This window comes from Pinisolibacter aquiterrae (assembly GCF_019160155.1).
Classification (GTDB): Bacteria; Pseudomonadota; Alphaproteobacteria; order Rhizobiales; family Ancalomicrobiaceae; genus Pinisolibacter; species Pinisolibacter aquiterrae.
Genome location: NZ_JAFNIH010000055.1, coordinates 18,207 through 42,556, shown reverse-complemented (window position 1 = coordinate 42,556; position 24,350 = coordinate 18,207). Strand labels below are relative to the sequence as shown.

The following is a 24,350-nucleotide window of genomic DNA, read 5'->3' as shown; positions in this document are numbered from 1 at the left end:
TCGCGACGGTTTCGTTTTCGTGGCGTATCCTCGCCACGTCCGCCCGACCCGAGAGGAGAAACGCCACGATGCGTCCCGGCCCCCTGAATTCCATCCTCGACGTCGCCGGCCTCACCGTCGGCCACGCCGTCGACCACCGCCTCGCCTCCGGCGTCTCGGTGGTCATCCCCGACCGACCGGCGGTCGCCTCCGTCCACGTCATGGGCGGCGCGCCGGGCACCCGCGACACCGAGCTGCTCTCCCCCGAGGAGACCATCGAGCGGATCGACGCGATCGTTCTCGCCGGCGGCTCGGCCTATGGCCTCGGTGCCCCTTCCGGCGTGATGGCCTACATGACCGAGCAGGGGCGCGGCTTCCGCGTCGGCGACGTGCGCGTGCCGATCGTCCCGGCGGCGATCCTGTTCGACCTTATGAACGGTGGCGACAAGGATTGGGGCCGCTTCCCGCCCTATCGCAATCTCGGCTGGACCGCCGCCGAGGACGCGAACCGCGAGCCCTTCGACTGCGGCTCGACCGGCGTCGGCTTCGGCGCCACCACCGCGACCCTGATGGGCGGCCTCGGCACCGCCTCGATCGTCCTGCCGTCGGGCCACATCGTCGCGGCGATGGTCGCGGTCAACGCGGTCGGCTCCGCCACCGTCGGCGACGGACCGCATTTCTGGGCCGCCCCCTTCGAGATCGACGGCGAATTCGGCGGCCTCGGCCTGCCCCATCCCTGGCCCGAGGACGCGGCGACGCCCCGCCTCAAGGGCGCGGTGCCGACCTCCGGCGCCGCCACCACGCTCGCCATCGTCGCCACCGACGCGACCCTCACCAAGGCTCAGGCCAAGCGTCTCGCGGTCCAGGCCCACGACGGCTTCGCCCGCGCCCTGTGGCCCGCCCACACGCCGCTCGACGGCGATCTCGTCTTCACGATGGCGACCGGCGACAAGCCCCTCGACGATCCGCTCGCCGACATGGTCGCCCTCGGCATCGCCGCGGTGAGCGTCACCGCCCGCGCCATCGCCCGCGGCGTCCACGGCGCCAGTTCCAAGAACTGGTCCAAGGTGCCGAGCTGGGCCGAACGCTGGGCCCCCGAGGCCGACGCGGACGCGGCGTCCGCATCGGCCGAACCCGGCGTCACTCCGCCGCCAGAGCCGGCGTGACCGCGCCCGCCTCGAGCCGCGCCAGCAGCGCGGCGCGTCGCTCGCGCGCCGCCGCCATCGACGCCTCCTTGATCGGCCCGTAGCCGCGCACCTCGCGCGGCCACGCGGCGAAGGCGGCGAGCGCCTCGGCCTCGCCCTCCCCGGCCGCGAGCCGCCGCGCGATCCGCCGGAGGTCGTCGCGATAGAGATCGCGCAAGGCCCGCTCCTCGCGCCGCTCGGCGGTGCGGGCGAAGGGATCGAGCAGGCTGCCACGCAAGCCCTTCAGCGCCGCCATCGTCTTCAAGACCGGCCGGATCCACGGCCCGAAGGCGACCTTCATCGGCCGCCCCGTCGCCGGATCGCGCCGCGCCAGGAACGGCGGGGCGAGCAGGGTGCGGATCTCGCGCGCGCCCTCGAAGGTCTCGGCGAGCCGCGCCACGAAGGCGGGATCGGCATGGAGCCGCGCCACCTCCCATTCGTCCTTGATCGCGGTCAGCCGGTAGAGTTGCTCGGCGACGATGCGGGTCAGGCGCTCGGCCCCAGATCCCGCCGCCGTCGCCGCCTTGCGAACCGATTCGACCGCCGTGCGATAGTCCGCCGCCACCCGCCGGCCGCCCCATCCGACGAGCGCCTCGGCGAGAAAGTCGATGCGCTCGGCGAGCGGCACCGCCTCGATGTCGATCGCCGCGCGCGGCGTCACCAGGGCGGCGACCCGCTCCGGCGCCGCGACCAGGGCGCGCCCGAGCGCGATCGCCGCGAGATTGCCGTCCACCGACGCCCCGTTGAGGCGAACCGCCGTCTCGAGCGCCGTGAGCGACATCGGCAGCCGCCCCGATTGGAGCGCCGCGCCGATCAGGATCATGTTGACCGCGAGCGTGTCGCCGAAGAGCTTCTCGGCGATCGCCCCGGCCGGCCAATGGGCGAGGCTCGCCGAGGCCTCGCCGAGCGCCGCCGCCAGCCGCTCCGCCTTGAAGGACTGGGTCTGCCGCAACACGAATTCCGCCGTCGGCTGGAGATCGCCGTCGGCGAAGGTCGCGGTCCGGCCCGGCGCCGCCATCGCCAACACCTCCGCTCCCGCCGCCACCAACATGTCCGAGGCGATCAGCACGTCGAGCGAGGCGGTCGGCACGCGCGGCCCCTCGATCGGCCTGGCGAAGGTGGAGAAGCGGACGTGACTGGTCACCGGCCCGCCCTTCTGGGCGAGGCCGGTCATGTCGAGCGTGGTCACGTCGAGCCCGTCGACATGGGCGGCCATCGCCAGAACCGCCGCCGCCGTGGTCACCCCCATGCCGCCGATGCCGGCGATCAGGAGATTGAGCGGCCGCTCGAGGCGCGCCCGGACCGGCGGCGCCAGCCCCTCGACCAGCGCGGCCGGATCGATCTTGCGCCCCTCGCGTTTCAGATGGCCGCCGATCACCTCGACGAAGGACGGGCAGAACCCGGTCTCGCAGGAGAAATCCTTGTTGCAGGTCGCCTGATTGATCCGCCGCTTGCGCCCGAACGCGGTCTCGATCGGCTCCACCGCGATGCAGTTCGACTGTTTCGAACAATCGCCGCAGTCCTCGCAGACCCGCTCGTTGACGAAGATCCGCTTGGGCGGATCGATCATCGTGCCGCGCTTGCGCCGCCGCCGCTTCTCCGCCGCGCAGGTCTGATCGTAGACGAGCGCCGTGACGCCCGGCGTCGCCGCCAATTCCCGCTCGACCACCAGGAGATCACCGCGCGGCCGCACCGTGACGCCGGCCGCCAGATCGGGCGAGCCGATGTGCCGAGTGGGATCGTCGGCCACCACCACGATCTTGGCAACACCCTCCGCCTCCAGCGACCGGGTGATGCGCTCGACGGTGAGCATGCCGCCGTCGACCTTCTGCCCGCCGGTCATGGCGACTGCGTCGTTGAAGAGGATCTTGTAGGTGATGTTCACCTTGGCCACCACCGACTGGCGGATCGCCAGCGAACCGGAGTGGAACCAAGTGCCGTCGCCGAGATTGGCGAAGACGTGCCCGTCCCGCGAGAACGGTGCCTGCCCGACCCAGGGCACGCCCTCGCCGCCCATCGCCGTCAGCCCATCGGTGGTGCGCTCGGCGAGTTCGGTCATGGCGTGACAGCCGATCCCCGCCATCGAGCGCGCGCCCTCCGGCGTCTTGGTCGAGGTGTTGTGCGGGCAGCCCGCGCAGAAGAAGGGCGAACGCCGCGCGTCCGCCCCGTGGCCCACCGCCCACATCGCCTGCGCCACCAGCCCGTCGGCCGCGCGCCGCACGCCCTCGTCCTCGCCGAGCCCGGGGATCACCGCCATCAGCGCCGGCACGATGTCGGAGGCCGCGAGTTCGCGCACCGCCCCGAAGAACGGCTCGCCGGTCGGCGTCGTCTTGCCCCAGACCGCCGGACGCTGATGCTCCGGCCAATGATAGGCGAGGTCCTTGATCTGCGGCTCCATCAGCGCGCGCTTGTGCTCGACCACGACGAGGCGCTCGAGCCCGCGCGCGAAGGCGGAAAGGCCGATCGGCTCGAGCGGCCAGCTCATGCCGACCTTGTAGATCGCGACCCCGAGGGTGCGCGCCCGCGCCTCGTCGATGCCGAGGAGATCGAAGGCCTGGCGTAGATCGCGATAGGCCTTGCCGGTGGCGACGAAGCCGATCCGTGCCCGGCCGGTGCCGAAGGCGAGCCCGTCGATGCCGTTGGCGCGCGCGAAGGCCCGCGCCGCCGGGATCCGGATCTCGCGGACCGAGACCTCGTTGTCGAGCCGGTGCCGGAGCAGCATCGGCCGGTCGACGTCGGCCCGCGCGCGCGGATCGAACTCCTCGCGCGGCCGGCGGAAGGCATGGCGGCCGAGCGAGACGTCGACCACGCCGGAGGAATCCATCGTGTCGGCGAGGGCGATCATCGCCACCCACAGGCCCGAGAAACGCGACATCTCGAGACCCATCAGGCCGTAGTCGACCACGTCCTGGAGATCGGCCGGATTGAGGACCGGGATCTCGCAATCGGCGAATTGAAACTCGGATTGACAGGCGACCGTGGAGGACTTGGCGAGATGATCGTCGCCGGCGATCGCCAACACGCCGCCGTGGCGGGCGGTGCCCGAGGCATTGGCGTGTTTGAACACGTCCGAGGCCCGGTCCACCCCCGGCGCCTTGCCGTACCAGAGGCCGAACACCCCGTCGCGATCCGATCCCGCCCCCGAACCGATCGTCTTCTGCGATCCCCATACGGCGGTCGCCGCCAGTTCCTCGTTGACGCCGGGCGTGAAGTGCACGTCGTGGGCGGCGAGGTCCGCCGCCGCTGCGATCAGCTGCTGATCGTAGCCGGCGAGCGGCGAGCCGCGGTAGCCGGAGATGAAGCCGGCGGTCTTCAGACCCGCCCGCCGGTCGAGCCGGATCCGGTCGAGGGGAAGGCGCACCAGCGCCTGGATGCCGGTCAGATAGACCCGCCCCCGATCACGCTCGTATTTGTCCGAAAGCCGAATCGGCCGCGTCCCCGGCGGCAGGGTCTGGTCGTTCATGGGCGTCCTCCTCGACCCAGGCGACGCCGCGCCCCGGTCCCTCACGACGTCTGATGCGTCGCTTTTCCCTGGGAGGCCGGGGATTTCCGCGGTGTCGACAGGAGTTTCGTCGAGCCACCAGAATACACCTTCTCATTGTCGACATTCATGCTAACTTGCCTGCCCTCACGGGATTTCAGACTTGTTTCTTCCAAGAGAGACGGGATGGCAGAAAAGATTCTCCTAGATCCGCATGACGTGCGAATCCTCAGGATCCTGCAGCGCGACGCTTCTCTGGCCATTGCCGACGTCGCCAAGGAAGCCGGGATGAGTCAGACCCCGTGCTGGCGCCGCATCAAGCGCATGAAGGATGCGGGCATCATCAAACAGATCGCCGCCCTCGTCGATCGCGAGGCGGTGGGGCTGGAATTCGTCGTCTACACCTTCGTCAAGCTCGGCGTCCCCTCGCTCGACAACATGACCGAATTCGACCGCATGGTGCGCCTGTGGCCGGAGGTGATCACCTGCGAACGCGTCACCGGCGCGGTCGACTATCTGATCAAGGTCGTCGCCGAGGACATGAAGGCCTATGACACCTTCCTGCGGATGAAGTTGCTCGACAACAATCTGGTCACCGACGTCCAGTCCCACATCGTCGTCGCCACGGTGAAGGACACGCCCGCCCTGCCCTTGCGCGAGACCTGACCCGCTCGGATCCCGCCGCGCGAGACCCGACCGGCGGCGGCCTTCGCCTCCCGCCGGTCCCTCGCGTCGGTGGTCCCCCACGTCGCTGGTACTTCGCGCCGATCAGCGCCGGCCGTCCTCGCGCTGGCGAGCGCGCCCCTCTTGGATCTGCCGCAGCGTCTCGCGCAGCACCTCCACTTCGTCGGGATCGCCCGGTTCGCGGCCGGATTCCGCGATCGGCCCGCTCTTGTTCCGCGCCGACGGCAGCTCCGGCGGCGCCTCCTCGCGCCGGCCGATGCCCATCACCCCGAGGACGATCAGCACCCCGCCGACCACATAGGCCGGCGACGACACCTCGACGCCGACGATGAGCCCGCGTTGCACCGCCTGGGTGACCATGATGATCGCCGCCCCGATCAGCGTCATCGCCACCGGAACGGCGCGGCTCGACGCGGAGGGAAACGGCCGCCGCTCGCCGGGCGTCGACGACGGCGACGCGAACAGCCCCGGCCGCTTCCGCTCCTCGTCCGCCATCAGCGCCTCCCGAACCGCTCCGCCCGAAACGGCGTCAGATCGACCAGGGTCGGCTCCCCGGTGATCGCCTCGGCGATCAGCCTGCCCGAAATCGGCCCCTGGGTGAAGCCGAGATGGCCGTGTCCGAAATCGAGCCACATGTCCGGCACCCCCGGCGCCGGCCCGATGATCGGCAGCGCGTCCGGCAACGCCGGCCGGCGCCCGAGCCACGGCTCGGGATCGAGCTCGGCCCCGAGCGGAAACAGGCCGCGCGCGATCGGCTTCAACTGCTCGAGCTGGCGCGGGGTCGGATCGGCGTCGCGATCGGCGAATTCGACGCCGGTGGTGAGGCGGAGCCCTCGCGCCATCGGCGTCAGGCAATAGCCCCTCTCCACGTCGACGATCGGCCGCGACAACCGCGCCCCCCGCAGGGCGCCGAAATGCATGTGGTATCCACGTTTGACCGCGAAGGGGAAGCTCAGCCGGAAGCGATCGAGGAGATCGTTGGACCACGGCCCGAGCGCCACCACGACCGTCGGCGCGGCGACCTCGCCGGCCTCGGTGGAGACCACCCAGGTCTCCCCCACCCTCCGCAGCGACCGCGCGTCGCCCCGCGCGAACGTGCCGCCGAGCGCCTGGAACCGCTCGCCATAGGCCTTGGTGACCGCCTCCGGCCACGCCACCGTCTGCGTCTCCGGCCAGAGCACGCCGGCATGGAGAACCGGCTTCAGATCCGGTTCGAGCGCCCGGAGCGCCTCCGGATCGAGCCGGCGATACTCGATCCCGAACCGCGTCGCCAGCTCGTGCAGATCGGCGTCGCGGGCGAGCCCCGATGCGGTGCGATAGACCCGGACCCAGCCGGTCTCGCGAAACTGATCGGAGACCCCCGCCGTCGCCGCGAGCCGGCGATGCTCGGGAATGGCGAAGCGCCCGAGCGTATCGATGGCGCGCGCATAGGCCTCGATCCCCGCGCGATCGGTCGCCTCGAACAGGCGCCACAGCCAGGGCGCGATCTTCGGCAGGAACGAGGGATGGTAGTTCACCTCCGGCGCCAGATTGAGCGCGTAGCGGAAGAGACGGACGAGATCGCGCGGGATGCCGACCGGCACCAGCCCCTCGCGCTCGATCACCCCGGCATTGCCGAAACTGGTCTCCTCGCCGATGCCGCGCCGGTCGACCAGGGTCACGCGGCGACCGCGCTCCGCCAATTGCAGGGCCGCCGAAGTGCCGACCATTCCGGCCCCCAGCACGATCACGTCTGTGGTCATTCGTCGCCTCGTCGCTCGGCGCGCGTGCCCCGCGCGCCTTCATCGCCTCGTCCGCACGGTCCGCGCGTCGCCGTCTCGCTCGCGAGGAGCCGCCGCCCGAGGCGCGGCCCCTCCGATCGACTCGATAGATAGCGCATTTCGCACCGCCGCGTTGAGCGCGGGCGCCGGGTCTGATAAGTGCGAGCCGCGAGCCCCCGCGCGGCCCGTGCCCGTTTCCGACCTTCGAGGTGTCCCATGATCCCGCGCTATTCGCGTCCCGAGATGACCGCCATCTGGGAGCCGCAGTCCCGTTTCCGCATCTGGTTCGAGATCGAGGCGCACGCCACCGACGCGCTCGCCGATCTCGGCGTGGTGCCGAAGGAGGCGGCGGAAGAGATCTGGGCGAAGGCGAAGGACGCCACCTTCGACGTCGCCCGCATCGACGAGATCGAGGCGGTGACCAAGCACGACGTCATCGCCTTCCTCACCCACCTCGCCGAAATCGTCGGCCCCTCGGCCCGCTTCGTCCACCAGGGCATGACCTCGTCGGACGTGCTCGACACCTGCCTGTCGGTCCAGCTCGCGCGCGCCTCCGATCTCCTGATCAGTGGCGTCGACCGCCTGCTCGCCGCGCTGAAGACCCGGGCGATGGAGCACAAGCACACCGCCACCATCGGCCGCAGCCACGGCATCCACGCCGAGCCGGTCACCTTCGGCCTCAAGCTCGCCGAGGCCTACGTCGAGTTCCAGCGCAACCGCGCCCGTCTCGTCGCCGCGCGCGCCGAGATCGCCACTTGCGCCATCTCCGGCGCGGTCGGCACCTTCGCCAACATCGACCCGCGCGTCGAGGCCCATGTCGCCGCGAAGATGGGCCTCACCGTCGAGCCGGTCTCGACCCAGGTGATCCCGCGCGATCGCCACGCCATGTTCTTCGCCACCCTCGGCGTCGTCGCCTCGTCGATCGAACGTCTGGCGATCGAGATCCGCCATCTCCAGCGCACCGAGGTGCTGGAGGCGGAGGAATATTTCTCGCCCGGCCAGAAGGGTTCCTCGGCGATGCCGCACAAGCGCAACCCGGTTCTGACCGAGAACCTGACCGGCCTCGCCCGTCTGGTGCGCGGCATGGTCGTGCCGGCGCTCGAGAACGTGGCGCTCTGGCACGAGCGCGACATCTCCCACTCCTCGGTCGAGCGCATGATCGGCCCCGACGCCACCGTGACGCTCGACTTCGCGCTCCATCGTCTCGCCGGGGTGATCGAGAAGCTCGTCGTCTATCCGGAGCGCATGGAAGGCAACATGAACCGCCTCGGCGGCCTCGTGCATTCCCAGCGCATCCTCCTGGCGCTGACCCAGGCCGGCGTCAGCCGCGAGGACGCCTATCGCCTCGTCCAGCGCAACGCCATGAAGGTCTGGGACAGCTACCAGAAGACCGGCGCCGCCACCGTCGACTTCCTCGAGGAACTGCTGTCCGACGCCGACGTGCGCAAGGCGCTGTCGGAGGCCGAGATCCGCGAGAAGTTCGACCTCGGCTATCACCTGAAACACGTCGACACGATCTTCGCCCGCGTCTTCGGCTGAACGCCGGCGAAATCCGAGGATATGAAAAAGCCCCGTCGGAGCGATCCGGCTGGGCTCTCTCGTGACCGAAGTCCGCGAGATCGGTTTCGGGTCGGTGGGGACAAATCGTACTTTGATCTCGCCATTCGAAACGGCCGTATCCTCGACGAAGATCCCATTGAGGACTTCGCGCCCCATGACCCTGCATCGCGCCGATCTCTACCGCCTCCGTTTCGACAGATACCTGCGCTTCGGTACGCCGATCGACCTGCCCCTCGAGCGCAAGAACGATCCCACGACAGAGCGTTACGTCTGGCGCACCCGGCAGGACGCGAAAGTACGTTGGACCCATCGCGCCAACGACGGTCAAATCTTCGCGTGGTCCGCCCCACCCACGACGGGACACCCCGGCGAGGCGGCGAACTGCCGTTGCGAGGCGATCCCCTATCGCCCCGGCGAAACGGAATTCGCGTACCACACCTTCACGACCGGTCTCGCATCGTCCTACAAACGATGGGAAGACAGCGATTTCGTCTGGCACTTCTTCACGGGTGGGGGACACTCGGTCACGTTGAGTGAAATCGGACAACTCCGCGACATCGCCGAAGTCTACGCCTACGAGACGGGTACGGAAGGCGCCTTCCGTCGACTGTCGGATCAGATCGCCGATGAGGCACGAAAATCACCTTCAGGGAGCGTGCACGTCCATTTCGACAATACCTACGACTTCGGCGACGTGGCATTCTCTCATGGGCGCTCGCGGGTCTACGGAGATTTCGATGGAACGGCCGTACAACGAGGAGACATGCTCTCGATCGAAGGAGAGACCGAGTTTCATTTCAGAGACGTCTTCACCGACCCGCTGGATCTGCGACAGTTTTCGGCTTGGCTCAAGGCGAATCCATTGTCTTTTTGGCGGCTGGTGGACTTGATACGAGTTGCTTACGCCGTATCGGGAGTGGCGCCACTACCCCCTGGTTTTTACAAGAAGGTCGATGTCGAGGACGTATCCAGCATCTTCCGTTTCATTTCCGAACTGGGCGGCACACGTTATAAGATCGTCGACGACTGGACGGCCTCGTTCCGCGCCGATATCTTTCGAAATCAAAACTTAAGTGATTATAAAATAAAATAATAAAGATGAAGCCGACCGACCCAACCGAGACGAAACCAAAATGGATGCGTCGTACCCAGATTACGATCGGGTACGTCGCCGCATTCTGCGTCATATACCCCACGCTGATCGTTCTCAGTCGGTTCGATGACTACTATATGTTTCCGAATGGCGCGGTCCTCGATCGTGTCTTCGACTGGGAAAACTGGTCTCGCATCGACCTGCTTCGAACCTGGGACGGCGAACTCTTGGTCCGCGATGTCTATGACGTTTGTTTCGATCGAAGAGCCATCAAAGGAACCACCGTGAGGTCCGGCAGCTTCGTCTGGCTGGGAGGAGACGCACCTCTGATCAGAGGAGGGGACGCGAACTATGACGACGTGGAGCGGGCGAGCGGCCTGGACCCACCCGGCGAGAGCTGCGTCGGCTATTTCGGGAGCCACCTCGGCGCGGAACTCCTCCTGTTCAGTTCGGAATTCGATTGGCAACGCGCGAAGCCGAACCAGAAACCCCGCGCGAACCTCCGCACCCAAGGACAATCGACATCGACCGGCCGCCCTCCACCCTGATCGCCGACAGGGAGCGGACCTCCCGAGAAGCTGCGAGCGCGCACCATGCCGAAGACCGTGACGAAGGTGATTCTGCGCGGCCTGCGCTGGTTCGGGCTCGGGCTCCTCGGCCTCGTCGGCCTCGTCGTCGCGGTCCTCATGCTCAACTGGACCGTCGTTCTCCTGACCTTTGCGACCATGACCGTCGAACTGCCGAACGGCGCGGTCGTCGCCCGCGCCTTCGACTGGAACCTCCATCCCCGCGCCGATCTCTACGCCTCCCGCGACGGCCCTCTGCTCGTCCGTGACATCGACATGATCTGCTGGGACGAGACCACGATCGACGGTTTCACCAATTCGATCCGAAGCGCCGACGGAAGCGTCTCCCGCACCATTTCCTTCCTTTGGACCAAGGGCGAAGAGAAAGTCCTGACCTCTGAGAGCCCGGAATACCTGCCGCGAGCGCGGAACTCGAGTTTGATGCGGAATTCTCCGGGTGGCTCAGGTCTGTCCGGTGGCTACGTCGGCGGAGACCTGATCCTCCGTCATCCCGAGCGGGTTTCGCAGCCGCCGGCGTCGAAGCCGGACCAGAAGCCGTGTTCCGCCGCCCACACCTCGGAACGGCGGACACGTCGAATGCGCGTCACCCGGTCGTCACGCCCGCCGCCGCGATCATCGCCTCGATGCCGGCCTTCACATAGGCGGTGTCGTGGCCGATCGAGACGAAGGTGAAGCCGAACTGGCGGACGATCTTCACCCGTTCCGGCGCGCCGCCGAAGATGCCGGCGATCTTGCCGGCGCCCTTGGCCGCCTCGACGATGCGGGTCAGCGCCAGATCGACCAGGGTCGAATGCGGATCGACCCGATCGCCGCCCGAGAGCGCGATGGAGAGGTCGTTCGGCCCGACGAAGACGCCGTCGATGCCCGGCACCGCCAGAATGTCCTCGACCGCGTCGAGCCCCTCGCGGGTCTCGATCATCGCCAGCGCCAGCGTGTCGCGATTGGCGGTGGTGAGATAGCGCTGGGCGACGCTCTCGCCGGACAGCATCATCGCCCGCCCCGGTCCCCACGAGCGGCGGCCGAGCGGCGCGAACTTCATCGCGTCGACGAAGGCGCGCGCCTGCTCGACGGTGTCGATCATCGGCGCGATCACCGCGGCGGCGCCCATGTCGAGCGCGCGGCTGGCCATCGCCATGTCGCCGACCGGCACCCGCACCGCGACCGGCTTGCCCGCGCCCGCCGCCGCGCCGATCGAGCCGGCGAGCGAGGCCGGGCCGAACATGCCGTGCTGCATGTCGAGGACGATCGCGTCGAAGCCCGAGCGCGCGACGATTTCCGCGAAGATGGGATCGCCGATCCCCATCCAACCGGCCTGCACCGTGGCACCGGCGCGCAGACGCCCGGCCAGATCGAAGGCGGTCGTCCGCCCTGCGGTCGCGTTCATGAAAGTCTCCTCGGTTGAAGCGCGAAGATCGCGCCGCTCGACGGGACGAACCTCGAACGAGGCCCCTGTCCGCGCGGGGAAGGTTCGGACCCCGAGGCCCCGAACCGAACGAAAAGGCGCGCGCACGTCGCCGCGCGCGCCCCTGAATGAACCGAGACGCCGCCGAGATCAACCGCCCGCCCCGGTCGTGGTGGTCGCAGGCGCCCGCGCACCCGAACCGGGCGAGCAAAGATCCGGCCGACCGGCGAGCCCCGGAAGCGCCCCTCCTCCCGGGGACATGTCCCTACCCCGTCCCCGTCGCCGAAACGGGGTGATGATCGAAGGCGAAAACTCATCGAGAGACCCCGCCATGATCACGACCCGAACCGACGCCTACCGCCTGCGCTTCGACCGATACCTGCGCTTCGGAACGCCCCTCGTGTTCTCGCTTGAACGCAAGGACGAGCAGAGGACCGACCGTTACGTCTGGCGCACCCGCCGCGACGCGAAGGTGCGGCCGTCCCATCGGGGAACGACGGCCGCATTTTCTCTTGGGACCAACCGCCCGAGACCGGGAACCCCGGCGATGAACCGAATTGCCGCTGCGAGGCGATCCCTTATCGCCCCGGCGAAACGGAATTCGCGTATCACACGTTTACCACCGGTCTCGCATCGTCTTATGAGCGCTGGGACGACAGCGATTTCGTCTGGCACTTCTTCACGGGTGGTGGACGCCCGGTCACATTGAGTGAGATCGGACATCTCCGCGACATCGCAGAAGTCTACGCCTACGAGACGGCTACCGAAGGCGCCTTCCGTCGACTGTCGGATCAGATTGCCGAAAAGGCACGGAACTCGTCTTCAGGGAACGCGCATGTCGATTTCGGCAGGGCCTACGACTTCGGCGACGTGGCGTTCTCCCACGGGTATTCGAGTGTCCACGGAGCTTTCGAAGGAACGGCCGTACAGCGAGGAGACATGCTCTCGATCGAAGGAGAGTCCGAGTTCCATTTCAGAGACGTCTTCACCGACCCGCTGGATCTGCGACGGCTTTCTGCTTGGCTCGAGGCGAATCCGTTGTCTTTTTGGCGGCTGGTAGACTTGATACGAGTTGCTTACGCCGTATCGGGAGTGGCGCCACTACCCCCTGGTTTTTCCGAGAAGGTCGATGTCGAGGACGTATCCAGCATCTTCCGCTTCATTTCCGAGGTCGGCGGCACGCGCTATGAGATCGTCGAAGACTGGACAGCCTCGTTTCGAGCCGATGTTTTTAGAGATCCAGAATCAAGCGCTTACAAGTCGGGAAACTATAGATGAAATCGGCCATCCCGTCCGACCCTGAACCAAAATGGATGCGTAAAACTCGGATCACGCTCGAGTTCTTCGCGGCTTTCTGCGTCATCTACCCCACGATAAACGTTCTCATCCCGTTTGATCAATACTATATGCTTCCAAAGGGAGCGGTCCTCGTTCGTGTCTTCGATTGGAAGAAATGGTCACGCATCGATCTGCTTCGGTCCTGGGACGGCGAACTCTTGGTCCGCGATGTCGATGACGTTTGTTTCGATCGAAAAGCCATCGAAGGAACCACCGTGAGGTCGGGCAGCTTCGTCTGGCTGGGCGAAGACGCGCCACCGACCCGGGGCGACGACAGAGCTCATAAGGACGTGCTGCGCGAGAGCGGATTGAACGGGGACGATGGGAGATGCCTGGGATACTTCGGGAGTTACCTCGGCGCGGAACTTCTCTTGAGATACCCTGAATTCGATTGGCAGCGGGCAGAGCCCGACGAGAAGCCTCGTTCGCGTCCCCACTCCCCCTGACCGGCCGCTCTCCCCGACCGACCGATACCCCGAGCGGCCGACGCCCCGCCCGCGCCCGACGCGTCGCGCGCGGATCTCCACCGCGTCGTCCCGAGAGCCCCCACCACGATCCGAACACGAAGAAGCGCGCGGACCCTCAGGGCACGCGCGCCTCCCGAAGACCCGTCCGATCGCTCGCGATCAGCCGGCGGACTTGATCTGCTCGATCGCCGTCACCATCAGCTCGTCCATGGTGCGGCGGATCTGATGCTCGGACTGCTCGGCGCCCGCCGCCTTCAGATCGGCGAGAACCTTGGCGAGCACGTCGGCGTCGCCGGCCTCGGCGAGATCCGCCTCGACCACGGTCTTGGCGTAGTCGGCGGCCGCGTCGCCGGCGATCCCCATCTTCTCCGCCGCCCACAGGCCCAGGAGCTTGTTGCGTCGCGCGGCGGCCTTGAACTGAAGCTCTTCGTCGTGGGCGAACTTCTTCTCGAAGGCATCTTCACGCTTGTCGAAGGTCGTCATGTCTTCGATTCTCCTGGAAATCCGGGACTGGATCCTATATGGGATCCGCGAACGGCTGAATGAATAGCCCCCGGCGTCGGCCAAATCAACGCGACGTTCGACCGACGATCCGTCGGAACGATGTCCGAGTGCCCGTCGGTGGGCTGTCTTTCGTCCACATTGAGCCGGGTCGGCGTTTCGGCTAGGGTGCCGGCGGTGCGCGCGGGTGCGAGAGGCGATTCCCTCTCGGTCCCGCGCTTCGTTCTTCGACCCAAGTCTGGCGCCCGCCGGGATCCCACACCCGAACGGCGCGACGAGAGGGAGCGATCGCCGTCCCGCCGTCCCCTCCCCCCTCGGATGCCCATCCCGGGTGGGAGAAGTACCGCCGCCGCGAGGCGACGGTTTCGACCGGAGGCCTTCGGCCCAATGGATTTTCTCTTCAAGTCACGGTACGTACCCATGAATCGTCGGCGTCGCATCTACGAAGGCAAGGCCAAGATCCTCTACGAGGGCCCGGAGCCGGGAACGCTCATCCAACACTTCAAGGACGACGCGACCGCGTTCAACGCCAAGAAGCACGCGATCATCGACGGCAAGGGCGTCCTCAACAACCGGATCTCCGAGTTCGTGTTCAATCAACTGAACGCGCTCGGCGTCCCCACGCACTTCATCAAGCGCCTCAACATGCGCGAGCAGCTGATCCGTGAAGTCGAGATCATCCCGCTCGAGGTGGTGGTGCGCAACGTCTCGGCCGGCTCGCTGTCGACCCGCCTCGGCATCCCCGAGGGCACCCAGCTGCCGCGTTCGATCATCGAGTTCTATTACAAGAACGACGAGCTCAACGACCCGATGGTCTCGGAAGAGCACATCACGGCCTTCGGCTGGGCGAGCCCCCAGGACATCGACGACATCATGGCGCTCGCCATCCGCGTCAACGACTTCCTCAGCGGCCTGTTCCTCGGCGTCGGCATCCGCCTCGTCGACTTCAAGCTCGAGTTCGGCCGCCTCTGGGAAGGCGACATGATGCGCATCGTCCTCGCCGACGAGATCTCGCCCGACAACTGCCGCCTGTGGGACCAGTCCTCCGGCGACAAGCTCGACAAGGATCGCTTCCGTCGCGATCTCGGCGGCATGCTCGAGGCCTATCAGGAAGTCGCCCGTCGCCTCGGCATCCTCAACGACAACGGCCCGGCCAACACCGGCCCGGCCCCGGTCACGCCGGCCCCGGAAGCGTGAGTCCGCCTCCTCGCGCGAAATGAGGCGTGAGCCTCCACGGCGCGACGTCCATCGAAAACAGAACGGCCGGCCCCCAGGGGCCGGCCGTCTTCGTTTACGCCTCGCCGCGCCAGGAAGACCTCAGCGATAGAGATCCTTGCGCGTCCACGGCAGGCCGGAGAGGCCCGAGCGCCGCTTGGAGGCGAGCGTCTGGTAGACCAGGATCGGCCCGCGATGGAAGCCGAGCGCCGTCATCGCGAAATAGGCGAGCCACAGACGGGTCTTGGCCGCGCCGACCTCGGCGACCGCCGCCTCGCGATTGGCCGCGAGCCGCTCGCTCCACAGACGGCAGGTCTTGGCGAAATGCTCGCGCCAATTCTCCACGTCGTGGACCTCGAAGCCGAGCCGCTCGAGATTGGTCACCGTGAGACCGATGTGATCGAGTTCGCCACCCGGGAAGATGCAGGTGTTGATGAACTTCATGTAGCTGGTCTGCTTGCGGAACTGCGAGAGATCCCGGGTCGCCCGCCGCACCGAGGCCTGATGCAGATAGAGGCCGCGCGTCTTCAGGAGCCGGCGCATGTGCTCGAAGTGGCGGTCGTGATTGTCGAGCCCGAGATGCTCGAACATCTCGATCTGGGCGATCGCGTCATAGGCCTCCTCGGCGTCGATCTCGCGATAGTCCTTGAGCTCGAGCGTCACCTTGTCGGCGATGCCGAGCCGGGCGAGCTTCTCGGTCACGAAGTCGAACTGCGCCTTCGAGAGGGTGACGCCGTGCGCGGTGACGCCGTAGTTCGTGACCGCGTGGCAGATCAGGCCACCCCAGCCGCAGCCGATGTCGAGCAGGTGCTGGCCCGGCTTCAGCCGCAGCTTGCGGCAGATCATGTCGAGCTTGTGGAGCTGCGCTTCCTCGAGCGTGGTGTCGTCGTCCTGGAAATAGGCCGAGGAATAGACCATCTCCGGATCGAGGAAGAGGCCGTAGAAGGCGTTCGAGACGTCGTAGTGGAACTGGATCAGCTCCATGTCGTTGCGCCCCGCCTCGGGCTTTGCGGCGATCCCTCGGGTGTCGAAGGCGTCCGAGGCGGCGAACCCGCCGCTGTCGCGCCGGCCGAAGAGGAACGGCAACAGGTTCCGGGCGAGCCAGACCTTGCTGAGCCCGCGCACGACGCCGAGCGCCCGCATGTGATCCCAGCGCTGCGCCGCCTCGAGCGGGGTTCCGCCGATGATGTCGATGTCGCCGGAGGCATGGAGCGCGAAGACCGTCATCAGCGCCGGCGAGAGCAGGAGCCGCCGGATCACGTCCGGGCTCGAGATGCGCACGCGGATGTCGTCGCGCGCCTTCGTACCGAGCGGCACCACCTCGCCGTTCCACAGCTCGACCGACAGGTCGGCGTCGAGTCGGGTCGCGACCTCCGCGACGATCCGTTTCGCCGCTTCGATCCGTCTGTCGCGCGCCATTTTCCACCTCTCGCTCGATCGCCACGACCGCGCCGGTCGACGGGCCGGGTCGGTTCTACAAGTGCCGTCGACGTCTGCCAACCGGGAATGGCGGAAATCCGCAGCGAAGGGGCCTCCGGCCAAGCTCCGGCTTGCCCCTCCCGCCCCCTCGTGGTACGCGCGGATCCCATGACGAGAGCCGGCCGGCGGGCATGCCCCGAAGGCCGCTCTCCCGTTCGTGCCACACTCTTTTCGTGTCTGCCGACCAGCCGAGGATGCCCCCATGAAAGCCCGCGTCACCGTCACCTTGAAGAACGGCGTTCTCGATCCCCAGGGCAAGGCCATCCAGGGCGCGCTGAAGAGCCTGGGCTTCGCCGGCGTCGACGACGTCCGCCAGGGCAAGCTCATCGAGCTCGAGCTCTCCGGCCACGACCGCGTCCAGGCCGAGGCCGACCTGAAGGACATGTGCGAGAAGCTCCTCGCCAACACCGTGATCGAGAACTACCGGATCGAGCTGATCTGAGGCGTGGGCGCGGCTCCTCGCGGCCGCCCCGTCTCTCCGCCCGGTCCCTTCCCCTCTCTTTGAGCGCGCCCGCCGCGCCGGACAGGATCCGCCCCATGAAGTCCGCCGTCCTCGTCTTCCCCGGCATCAATCGCGAACGCGATCTCGCCCGCGCCTTCCATGAGGTCTCCGGCGTCGCCCCGCACATGGTCTGGCACACCGAGACCGAGCTGCCCGACGTCGACGTGGTCGCCATCCCCGGCGGCTTCTCCTACGGCGACTATCTGCGCTGCGGCGCCATCGCCGCCCGCTCGCCGATCATCGAGGCGGTGCGCCGTCACGCCGACCGCGGCGGCTACGTGCTCGGCATCTGCAACGGCTTCCAGATCGTCACCGAGATCGGCCTTCTGCCCGGCGCGCTGATGCGCAACGCTTCGCTGAAGTTCGTCTGCAAGGAGGTACGGCTCCGCGTCGACAACGCCTCGACCGCCTTCACCTCCGCCTATGCGCCCGGTCAGGTGATCCGCTGTCCGATCGCCCACGGCGAGGGCAACTATTTCGCCGACGCCGAGACGCTCGCCCGCCTCGAGGGCGAGGGCCGGGTCGCCTTCCGCTACTGCGACGAGGCCGGCGAGACGACCGACGCCGCCAACCCGAACGGCTCGATCCACTCGATCGCCGGCATTCTCAACGAGCGCGGCAACGTCCTCGGCATGATGCCGCATCCGGAGAACCTGATCGAGGCCCTCCAGGGCGGCATCGACGGCCGCGGCCTGTTCGAGAGCCTCGCCCGGGTCGCCTGACGGCCGACCGTTTCCGCCCCTTTTCGGCGCCCGCGCGCCCGAGCCTCACGAGGCCCCCGATGATCCCCAACGACATCAAGATCACCCCCGAACTGGTCAAGGAACACGGTCTCAAGCCGGACGAGTACCAGCGGATCCTCGATCTGATCGGCCGCGAGCCGACGCTGACCGAACTCGGCATCTTCTCCGCCATGTGGAACGAGCACTGTTCCTACAAGTCCTCGAAGAAGTGGCTGAAGCAGCTCCCCACCAAGGGCGAGCGCGTCCTGATCGGCCCCGGTGAGAACGCCGGCGTGGTCGACATCGGCGACGGTCAGGCCGTGGTCTTCAAGATGGAGAGCCACAACCATCCCTCCTACATCGAGCCCTATCAGGGCGCGACCACGGGCGTCGGCGGCATCCTGCGCGACGTCTTCACCATGGGCGCGCGCCCGATCGCCGCGATGAACGCGCTGCGCTTCGGCGAGCCGACCCACCCCAAGACCCACCACGTCGTCTCCGGCGTGGTGGCGGGTGTCGGCGGCTACGGCAATTCCTTCGGCGTGCCGACCGTCGGCGGCGAGGTGAACTTCCACCGCCGCTACAACGGCAACTGTCTCGTCAATGCCTTCGCGGCGGGTCTTCTCAAATCGGATGAGATCTTCCTGTCGGAAGCCAAGGGCGTCGGCATGCCCGTGGTCTATCTCGGCTCCAAGACCGGCCGCGACGGCATGGGCGGCGCCACCATGGCCTCGGCCGAATTCGACGAGAACTCGGCCGAGAAGCGCCCGACCGTCCAGGTCGGCGACCCCTTCGCCGAGAAGCTGCTGCTCGAGGCCTCGCTGGAGCTGATGGCCTCCGGCGCCGTCATCGCCATTCAGGACATGGGCGCCGCCGGCCTCACCTGTTCCGCCGTCGAGATGGGCGCCAAGGGCAACCTCGGCCTCGAGCTGAACCTCGACATGGTGCCGACCCGCGAACCCAACATGACCGCCTACGAGATGATGCTGTCGGAGAGCCAGGAGCGCATGCTCATGGTCCTCCACCCCCATCTCGAGGAACAGGCCGAGGCGATCTTCCGCAAGTGGGGCCTCGACTTCGCCATCGTCGGCTACACCACCGACACGCTGCGCTTCGTCGTCAAGCACCACGGCGAGGTCATGGCCGACCTGCCGATCAAGGAGCTCGGCGATCAGGCCCCCGAATACGATCGCCCCTGGGTCGAGCCGGCGAAACAGCCGGTGCTCGACGTCGCCGACGTGCCGGCGCCCGCGAATTACGCCAAGGCGCTGCTCGATCTGCTCGGCTCGCCGAACCTCTCCTCGCGCCGCTGGGTGTGGGAGCAGTACGACCACCTGATCCAGGGCAACACCGTCCAGCGCCCGGGCGGCGACGCCGCCGTGGTCAGGGTCGAGCGCCCGAACGGCGGCACCGCCAAGGGCCTCGGCTTCACCTGCGACGTCACGCCGCGCTACGTCGAGGCCGATCCTTACGAGGGCGGCAAGCAGGCGATCGCCGAGAGCTGGCGCAACCTGTCGGCCGTCGGCGCGCTGCCGATCGCCGTCACCGACAACCTCAACTTCGGCAATCCCGAGCGTCCCGAGATCATGGGCCAGTTCGTGATGGCGCTGAAGGGCATCGGCGAGGCCTGCCTCGCGCTCGACATGCCGATCGTCTCCGGCAACGTCTCGCTCTACAACGAGACCAACGGCGAGGCGATCCTGCCGACCCCGGCGATCGGCGCGGTCGGCCTGATGGACGACGTGGAGAAGACCGTCGGCGTCGCCTTCGCGAACTCCGAGGACGTCATCCTGCTCGTCGGCGAGACCACCGGCTGGATGGGTCAATCCTCCTATCTCTATGAATTGTATGGCCGCGAGGAGGGCGCCCCGCCCCCGGTCGATCTCGCCCTCGAGAAGAAGACCGGCGACTTCGTCCGCGACTGCGTGATCGCCGGCCGCGTCACCGCCGCCCATGACCTCTCCGACGGCGGCCTTCTGGTGGCCTTGGCCGAGATGGCCATGGCCGGCGGCAAGGGCGCGCGCCTGCTCCTGCCCGAAACCGAGGTGCCGCTGCACGCCTTCCTCTTCGGCGAGGATCAGGCCCGCTACGTCCTCACCGCCTCGCCGATCGAAGCCTCCAGGCTGATCGTCGACGCCGCCATGGCCGGTGTCGCCGCGACGGCGATCGGCGCGGTCGGCGGCTCCGAACTCGTGATCCCAGGCCACTTGACGGTCGCCGTCGCCGACCTACGTGAGCGGCATGAATCTTGGATGCCCTCCTACATGAGTGCCGCCTGAGAAGGGGGCACTCGACAGGGGCGCGACGACGACCGACAATTCCGACAAGATGTCGGAAGTGCCGCGAAAGGGAGTGGGACGAGCATGGCGATGACCGCAGGCGAAATCGAGAAGCTGATCAAGGACGCCTTCCCCGAGGCCCAGGTGACCATCACCGACCTCGCCGGCGACGGCGATCATTGGGCGGCCGAGGTGATCTCCGCCTCCTTCGTGGGGAAGTCGCGCGTCCAGCAGCATCAGATGGTCAACGCCGCGCTCAAGGAGGCCCTCGCCGGGCCGCTGCACGCGCTGGCGCTCACCACCCGCGTGCCCGCCTGATCCCCTGATCATCCAGGAATTCGATCGAACCAGTTCCACCGCCGGTCCTTGAAGCCGGGTCATGAGAGAGGGAAGAACCGATGTCCGATATTCAGGCCGCCATCGACGCCGAAGTGAAGTCCAACGACGTGCTGCTCTTCATGAAGGGCACCCCGAAGATGCCGCAGTGCGGCTTCTCGGGCCAGTGCGTCCAGATCCTCAACCACCTCGGCGTGCCCTTCAAGGGCGTCAACATCCTGGAATCCGACGAGCTGCGTCAGGGCGTCAAGGACTACTCCAACTGGCCGACCTTCCCCCAGCTCTACGTCAAGGGCGAGTTCATCGGCGGCGCCGACATCACCCGCGAGATGTTCCAGGCGGGCGAGCTCCAGGCGCTCCTCAAGGACAAGGGCCTCGTCGCCGCCTGATCGGGCGCGACTGCCGCGAGACGACGAAAGGCCGGGGAGCGATCCCCGGCCTTTTCGATTCGTCGCGACGACACCGTCAGTGTTCGTGTTCGTGGCCGTGCCCGCAGCCGCAGCCCGGGCCGTGGCTGTGGAGACCGCGGGTCTCCTCCTCCACCGCCTCGCCGCGACAGGCCGCGCAGAGACCCCGCACCTCGATCGTCCGCCCGCTGACGGCGAAGCCGGATCGCGCCGCCTCCGCGCCGATCAGCGCGTCGATCCCCTCGCCCGACCATTCCTCGACCCGCTTGCAGCGGGTGCAGACGGCGAAGACCGTGCCCTTGGCATGATCCCGGCCACAACAGGCGAAATAGGCGTTGAGCCCCTCGAGACGATGAATGCGCCCGGCCTTCTCCAGCCGCTCCAGCGCGCGATAGACCACCGGCGGCGACTGGATGCCTTCCGGCCGCAGCCGGTCCAGGACCTGATAGGCGCTCATCGGCGTCGCCGCCTCGGTGAGCACCGTGAAGACCGCATCGTCGGTCGCCGACCGAGGTCGCGCCATCTCACTCTCCGGCGTATCCCGCGCCCTCCATGGGCGCCGCCCCGACCATAGGCCATCGCGCCGCCGCCGTCAGCCCTCGAGCGCCGCGCGTCGCACCCCGGAATCCTCGTCTCGCCGGGATCGTCTCCGAGAAACCACGTTCCGCGTACACGCAATCGTGTGCAATGATTTCCGTTGTCTGCCAGACGAAAGGATGACATCCTCGAAGACGTCGAGAGCGTGGTCGCTGGCATCCTTCGGTTCCCTCTCGGCATAACCGCCTACCGGCAGTCCCCCTCGAACCATGACCTCCGTCACACGGTCGTCACGAGGCTGGTCTAGTCGCAGGGCGTCCATTCACTCGAACGCACCGCCCCGCCCCGTCGAGGGACGCGGCAATCGACATCGGAAGGAGAATTCGCGAGGACGTCGGGAGCGAAATGCTCGCCGACCGCGAGAGGAGAAGAGCCATGGGACGGAGTGCATCCTACACCCCCGAGACCGTCGCGGATCTGCGCGACTGGACCGATCCCTGCATCGAGCCGACGCTGACGGAACTCCTCTCCGATCCGATGATGGACCTCGTATTCCGTTCCGACCAACTGCGTCGAGAAAACGTCGAGAGTTTCCTGCGCGATCACGCCGTCCGACTCGCCGCCGTGCGGCCGTGGACGCGACCCTGCCGCTGCGCCTGATCGCACCGACGGTCTTCTGAGAGCCGATCGCTGACAGACGACGAGGTCGAACCCACGGGTCCGGCCTCGTTGAGCCGTGGCCATCGCCTCGCGGACGACACGGCCGGCGTGAAACGACGAAAGCCCCCATGAAACGACGAAGGCCGCCGAATCGCTTCGGCGGCCTTCGCATGTCTCGTCTTCGAACCGATCAGCGCGAATAGAATTCGACGACCAGGTTCGGCTCCATCTGCACCGGATAGGGCACGTCGGAGAGCGACGGGATGCGCTGGAACTTGGCGACCATCTTGTTGTGATCGACCTCGATGTACTCCGGCGTGTCGCGCTCGCCCGACTGGACGGCCTCGAGCACCAGGGCGAGCTGCTTGGAGCTCTCCTTGACCTCGATGACGTCGCCGACCTTGCAGCGATAGGACGCCACGTTCACACGACGGCCGTTCACCTTGACGTGGCCGTGGTTGATGAACTGGCGCGAGGCGAACACGGTCGGCACGAACTTGGCGCGATAGACCACCGCGTCGAGACGGCGCTCGAGCAGGCCGATCAGGTTCTCCGACGAGTCGCCCTTCAGACGCATCGCTTCCTGATAGGTGCGCTTGAACTGCTTCTCGGAGATGTTGCCGTAGTAGCCCTTGAGCTTCTGCTTGGCCTTCAGCTGAACGCCGAAGTCCGAGAGCTTGCCCTTGCGGCGCTGGCCGTGCTGGCCGGGACCGTACTCGCGCTTGGCGACCGGGGACTTGCCGCGGCCCCAGATGTTCTGGCCCATGCGGCGGTCGATCTTGAATTTCGCAGAATGACGCTTCGACATCGCGGTCTCACGTTGGTTGGCGCGGAAACGGTTTCCCGTCCGCTCGTTTCTTCGAGAGCGCGCCCTCCTCTGCGCCCGGGGGCGCCGACAGGTTCCGCCTCCGAGCGTTCGGGGGGATCCACGGGTGCACGTGAAATGACTTCGCGGACCGTCGAGGCCCGCGAAGCTGCGACGGCTATAGGCGCCACGCGGGTCGGAGTCAACCGCATGCGCGCCATCGGCGCCTCAATGCGCCGACCGCTTCGCCGCGATCTCCTGCAGTTGCTCCTCCATCTCCACCTGCATCGCCTGAACGCGGCGGGACCGCGGATCCGGGCGCGCGCCGGAACAATCGCCCGTCCGCAGATCCCGAGCGACGCTCGCGGCGCGCGCCTCCTCGAAGGTCGGCAGGGGCTTCTGCCCGGCGGCGGGATCCTCGTCGTCGAAGTCCCACTTCGGCTCGCCGTATTTCACCTCGTCGACCAGACCCGTCCAGAGGCCGGGAGTGCGCGGCGGCGCGGTGATCTCGTCGGCCCACGCCTGCGGCGAGACGAAACGACTCACCTGCGTCGCCAGAAGATCCCTCATGGCGCGGCTGACGCCTCGCCCGCGAAAGCGCGTGTGCATCAGGACGTCGTCGAACATGTCGTCGCGGTTCGGCGCCCGAACCAACGGCAGCCATCCGCCCCCCGCCCGTTCGGTGCATTCGATCGCGCGATCCTGGTAGCCCATGATCCGCAGCCGCTCGAGATTATAGGCCGCGACCGGGGATCCGGCGTCGTAGGCGACGAGATACCACCGGCGCGCGGCGACCTCGTCGCGTCGCCCCAGAAGGCCGAACTGATACATCGAGCCGAGATTGTTGGCGGCCGGCGCGAACCCCTTGCGCGCGGCCTGCGCGTACCACAGGAGCGCCAGGGCGCGAGCGGCGTCGAGGGCCTCCTTCGCGTCGGCCGGAGCCGAGCGGGCCTCGATCAGCGCCTCGAAGGCCTCGCCCTCGGGCAACGCGTCCGGGCCATGGACCCTCACCTCGGGCAACGTGGACCCGGCCTCCAGCCGTCGGCCGACGCCGGCCCGATAGACCTCTTCGTGATGCCACCCCAGTTGAAACGCCGCCACGGCATCGCCGGCCAGAGCCAGAGGACGCAACACGTTCACCGCAGAGCCGGAATCATCGGCGCCGAAATAGAGCTGAGCCTGAGCACGCAGACGCTTGCGGCAGAGATCCTCCGCCGCGTCGCACTCGACCTTGGGGACGAGCAGGGCACGGATCGACCGGCCATCGGACGGCATCTGATACAGCGCCGTTCCGACGAAACCCGCGGTGAACACGAGCCCTACGAGCACGGAGAATCCCGATCGCGACATGCCCGCACCACTTCGTCATTGA

Annotated in this window: 23 protein-coding genes; 14 read left to right on the top strand and 9 right to left on the bottom strand. The window is 67.5% G+C overall.

Annotated elements, in window-relative coordinates; all coding sequences use genetic code 11:
- Window positions 1-68 precede the first annotated feature (68 nt).
- Window positions 69-1,145 (top strand): P1 family peptidase, encoded by a 1,077-nt coding sequence (locus J3S89_RS20505; RefSeq protein ID WP_217930864.1) that lies wholly within the window; start codon window positions 69-71, stop codon window positions 1,143-1,145.
- On the opposite strand, the gene J3S89_RS20500 is transcribed toward J3S89_RS20505, so the two are convergent.
- Complete coding sequence (locus J3S89_RS20500; RefSeq protein ID WP_217930862.1) at window positions 1,120-4,626, bottom strand: indolepyruvate ferredoxin oxidoreductase family protein; 3,507 nt, start codon at window positions 4,624-4,626, stop codon at window positions 1,120-1,122. The genes J3S89_RS20505 and J3S89_RS20500 overlap by 26 nt on opposite strands.
- A 147-nt stretch (window positions 4,627-4,773) precedes the next feature.
- Between J3S89_RS20500 and J3S89_RS20495 the strand changes: the two genes are divergently transcribed.
- Complete coding sequence (locus J3S89_RS20495) at window positions 4,774-5,310, top strand: Lrp/AsnC family transcriptional regulator (RefSeq protein WP_338020055.1); 537 nt, start codon at window positions 4,774-4,776, stop codon at window positions 5,308-5,310.
- 102 nt (window positions 5,311-5,412) lie between these two features.
- Here the strand turns inward: J3S89_RS20495 and J3S89_RS20490 are convergent, their stop codons facing one another.
- Together J3S89_RS20490 and J3S89_RS20485 are read right to left on the bottom strand one after the other, a co-directional pair.
- Complete coding sequence (locus J3S89_RS20490) at window positions 5,413-5,823, bottom strand: hypothetical protein (protein ID WP_217930858.1); 411 nt, start codon at window positions 5,821-5,823, stop codon at window positions 5,413-5,415.
- Window positions 5,823-7,070, bottom strand: coding sequence for an NAD(P)/FAD-dependent oxidoreductase (locus tag J3S89_RS20485; protein WP_217930856.1), 1,248 nt, complete (start codon window positions 7,068-7,070; stop codon window positions 5,823-5,825). Before J3S89_RS20485 ends, J3S89_RS20490 begins: the two co-directional genes overlap by 1 nt.
- 234 nt (window positions 7,071-7,304) lie before the next feature.
- On the opposite strand from J3S89_RS20485, the gene purB reads away from it, so the two are divergent.
- The 3 genes from purB (at window position 7,305) to J3S89_RS20470 (ending at window position 10,289) form a co-directional block, all read left to right on the top strand.
- On the top strand, window positions 7,305-8,627 hold the full coding sequence (gene purB, locus J3S89_RS20480; protein WP_217930847.1) for an adenylosuccinate lyase: 1,323 nt from the start codon (window positions 7,305-7,307) through the stop codon (window positions 8,625-8,627).
- Between the two features lie 175 nt (window positions 8,628-8,802).
- A complete protein-coding gene (locus tag J3S89_RS20475) occupies window positions 8,803-9,741 on the top strand; it encodes a phage minor head protein (protein WP_217930845.1) in 939 nt (312 codons plus the stop codon).
- 5 nt (window positions 9,742-9,746) lie between these two features.
- On the top strand, window positions 9,747-10,289 hold the full coding sequence (locus J3S89_RS20470) for a hypothetical protein (RefSeq protein ID WP_217930843.1): 543 nt from the start codon (window positions 9,747-9,749) through the stop codon (window positions 10,287-10,289).
- 622 nt (window positions 10,290-10,911) lie between these two features.
- Here the strand turns inward: J3S89_RS20470 and J3S89_RS20465 are convergent.
- On the bottom strand, window positions 10,912-11,712 hold the full coding sequence (locus J3S89_RS20465) for an HpcH/HpaI aldolase family protein (RefSeq protein ID WP_217930841.1): 801 nt from the start codon (window positions 11,710-11,712) through the stop codon (window positions 10,912-10,914).
- Window positions 11,713-12,435: 723 nt separating this feature from the next.
- Here J3S89_RS20465 and J3S89_RS20460 point away from each other — a divergent pair.
- Window positions 12,436-13,008 carry a hypothetical protein gene (locus J3S89_RS20460; protein WP_217930839.1) on the top strand — a complete coding sequence of 191 codons (573 nt, stop codon included), beginning with the start codon at window positions 12,436-12,438 and terminating at the stop codon, window positions 13,006-13,008.
- Window positions 13,005-13,514: a hypothetical protein gene (locus tag J3S89_RS20455; protein WP_217930837.1), complete on the top strand. Its 510-nt coding sequence runs from the start codon at window positions 13,005-13,007 to the stop codon at window positions 13,512-13,514. The genes J3S89_RS20460 and J3S89_RS20455 overlap by 4 nt, the downstream gene beginning before the upstream one ends.
- A 180-nt stretch (window positions 13,515-13,694) precedes the next feature.
- Here the strand turns inward: J3S89_RS20455 and J3S89_RS20450 are convergent, their stop codons facing one another.
- A complete protein-coding gene (locus tag J3S89_RS20450; protein ID WP_217930828.1) occupies window positions 13,695-14,018 on the bottom strand; it encodes a DUF1476 domain-containing protein in 324 nt (107 codons plus the stop codon).
- A 405-nt stretch (window positions 14,019-14,423) separates the two neighbouring features.
- Between J3S89_RS20450 and purC the strand changes: the two genes are divergently transcribed.
- Window positions 14,424-15,233 carry a phosphoribosylaminoimidazolesuccinocarboxamide synthase gene (gene purC / locus J3S89_RS20445; protein ID WP_217930826.1) on the top strand — a complete coding sequence of 270 codons (810 nt, stop codon included), beginning with the start codon at window positions 14,424-14,426 and terminating at the stop codon, window positions 15,231-15,233.
- Between the two features lie 120 nt (window positions 15,234-15,353).
- Here purC and J3S89_RS20440 read toward each other — a convergent pair whose 3' ends face one another.
- Window positions 15,354-16,670 (bottom strand): SAM-dependent methyltransferase, encoded by a 1,317-nt coding sequence (locus tag J3S89_RS20440; RefSeq protein ID WP_217930812.1) that lies wholly within the window; start codon window positions 16,668-16,670, stop codon window positions 15,354-15,356.
- A 262-nt stretch (window positions 16,671-16,932) separates the two neighbouring features.
- On the opposite strand from J3S89_RS20440, the gene purS reads away from it, so the two are divergent.
- The 5 genes from purS (at window position 16,933) to grxD (ending at window position 20,958) form a co-directional block, all read left to right on the top strand.
- The gene (purS, locus tag J3S89_RS20435) at window positions 16,933-17,172 is read left to right on the top strand and encodes a phosphoribosylformylglycinamidine synthase subunit PurS (protein ID WP_217930809.1); all 240 of its coding nucleotides are present in this window, start codon (window positions 16,933-16,935) and stop codon (window positions 17,170-17,172) included.
- A gap of 95 nt (window positions 17,173-17,267) precedes the next feature.
- Entirely contained in the window at window positions 17,268-17,954 is a 687-nt protein-coding gene (gene purQ, locus J3S89_RS20430; protein WP_217930807.1) for a phosphoribosylformylglycinamidine synthase subunit PurQ, read from the top strand.
- Between the two features lie 59 nt (window positions 17,955-18,013).
- Window positions 18,014-20,233 (top strand): phosphoribosylformylglycinamidine synthase subunit PurL, encoded by a 2,220-nt coding sequence (gene purL / locus J3S89_RS20425; protein ID WP_217930805.1) that lies wholly within the window; start codon window positions 18,014-18,016, stop codon window positions 20,231-20,233.
- Between the two features lie 84 nt (window positions 20,234-20,317).
- Complete coding sequence (locus tag J3S89_RS20420; protein ID WP_217930803.1) at window positions 20,318-20,551, top strand: BolA/IbaG family iron-sulfur metabolism protein; 234 nt, start codon at window positions 20,318-20,320, stop codon at window positions 20,549-20,551.
- Window positions 20,552-20,631: 80 nt separating this feature from the next.
- The gene (gene grxD / locus J3S89_RS20415; protein WP_217930801.1) at window positions 20,632-20,958 is read left to right on the top strand and encodes a Grx4 family monothiol glutaredoxin; all 327 of its coding nucleotides are present in this window, start codon (window positions 20,632-20,634) and stop codon (window positions 20,956-20,958) included.
- A gap of 76 nt (window positions 20,959-21,034) precedes the next feature.
- Here grxD and J3S89_RS20410 read toward each other — a convergent pair whose 3' ends face one another.
- Window positions 21,035-21,499, bottom strand: coding sequence for a Fur family transcriptional regulator (locus J3S89_RS20410; RefSeq protein ID WP_217930798.1), 465 nt, complete (start codon window positions 21,497-21,499; stop codon window positions 21,035-21,037).
- Between the two features lie 449 nt (window positions 21,500-21,948).
- Here J3S89_RS20410 and J3S89_RS20405 point away from each other — a divergent pair, with 449 nt between their 5' ends.
- Complete coding sequence (locus J3S89_RS20405) at window positions 21,949-22,173, top strand: hypothetical protein (protein ID WP_217930789.1); 225 nt, start codon at window positions 21,949-21,951, stop codon at window positions 22,171-22,173.
- A 190-nt stretch (window positions 22,174-22,363) separates the two neighbouring features.
- Here J3S89_RS20405 and rpsD read toward each other — a convergent pair whose 3' ends face one another.
- Entirely contained in the window at window positions 22,364-22,981 is a 618-nt protein-coding gene (rpsD, locus tag J3S89_RS20400; protein WP_217930787.1) for a 30S ribosomal protein S4, read from the bottom strand.
- A 225-nt stretch (window positions 22,982-23,206) separates the two neighbouring features.
- Window positions 23,207-24,253 carry an SEL1-like repeat protein gene (locus J3S89_RS20395; protein WP_217930778.1) on the bottom strand — a complete coding sequence of 349 codons (1,047 nt, stop codon included), beginning with the start codon at window positions 24,251-24,253 and terminating at the stop codon, window positions 23,207-23,209.
- Window positions 24,254-24,350 lie beyond the last annotated feature (97 nt).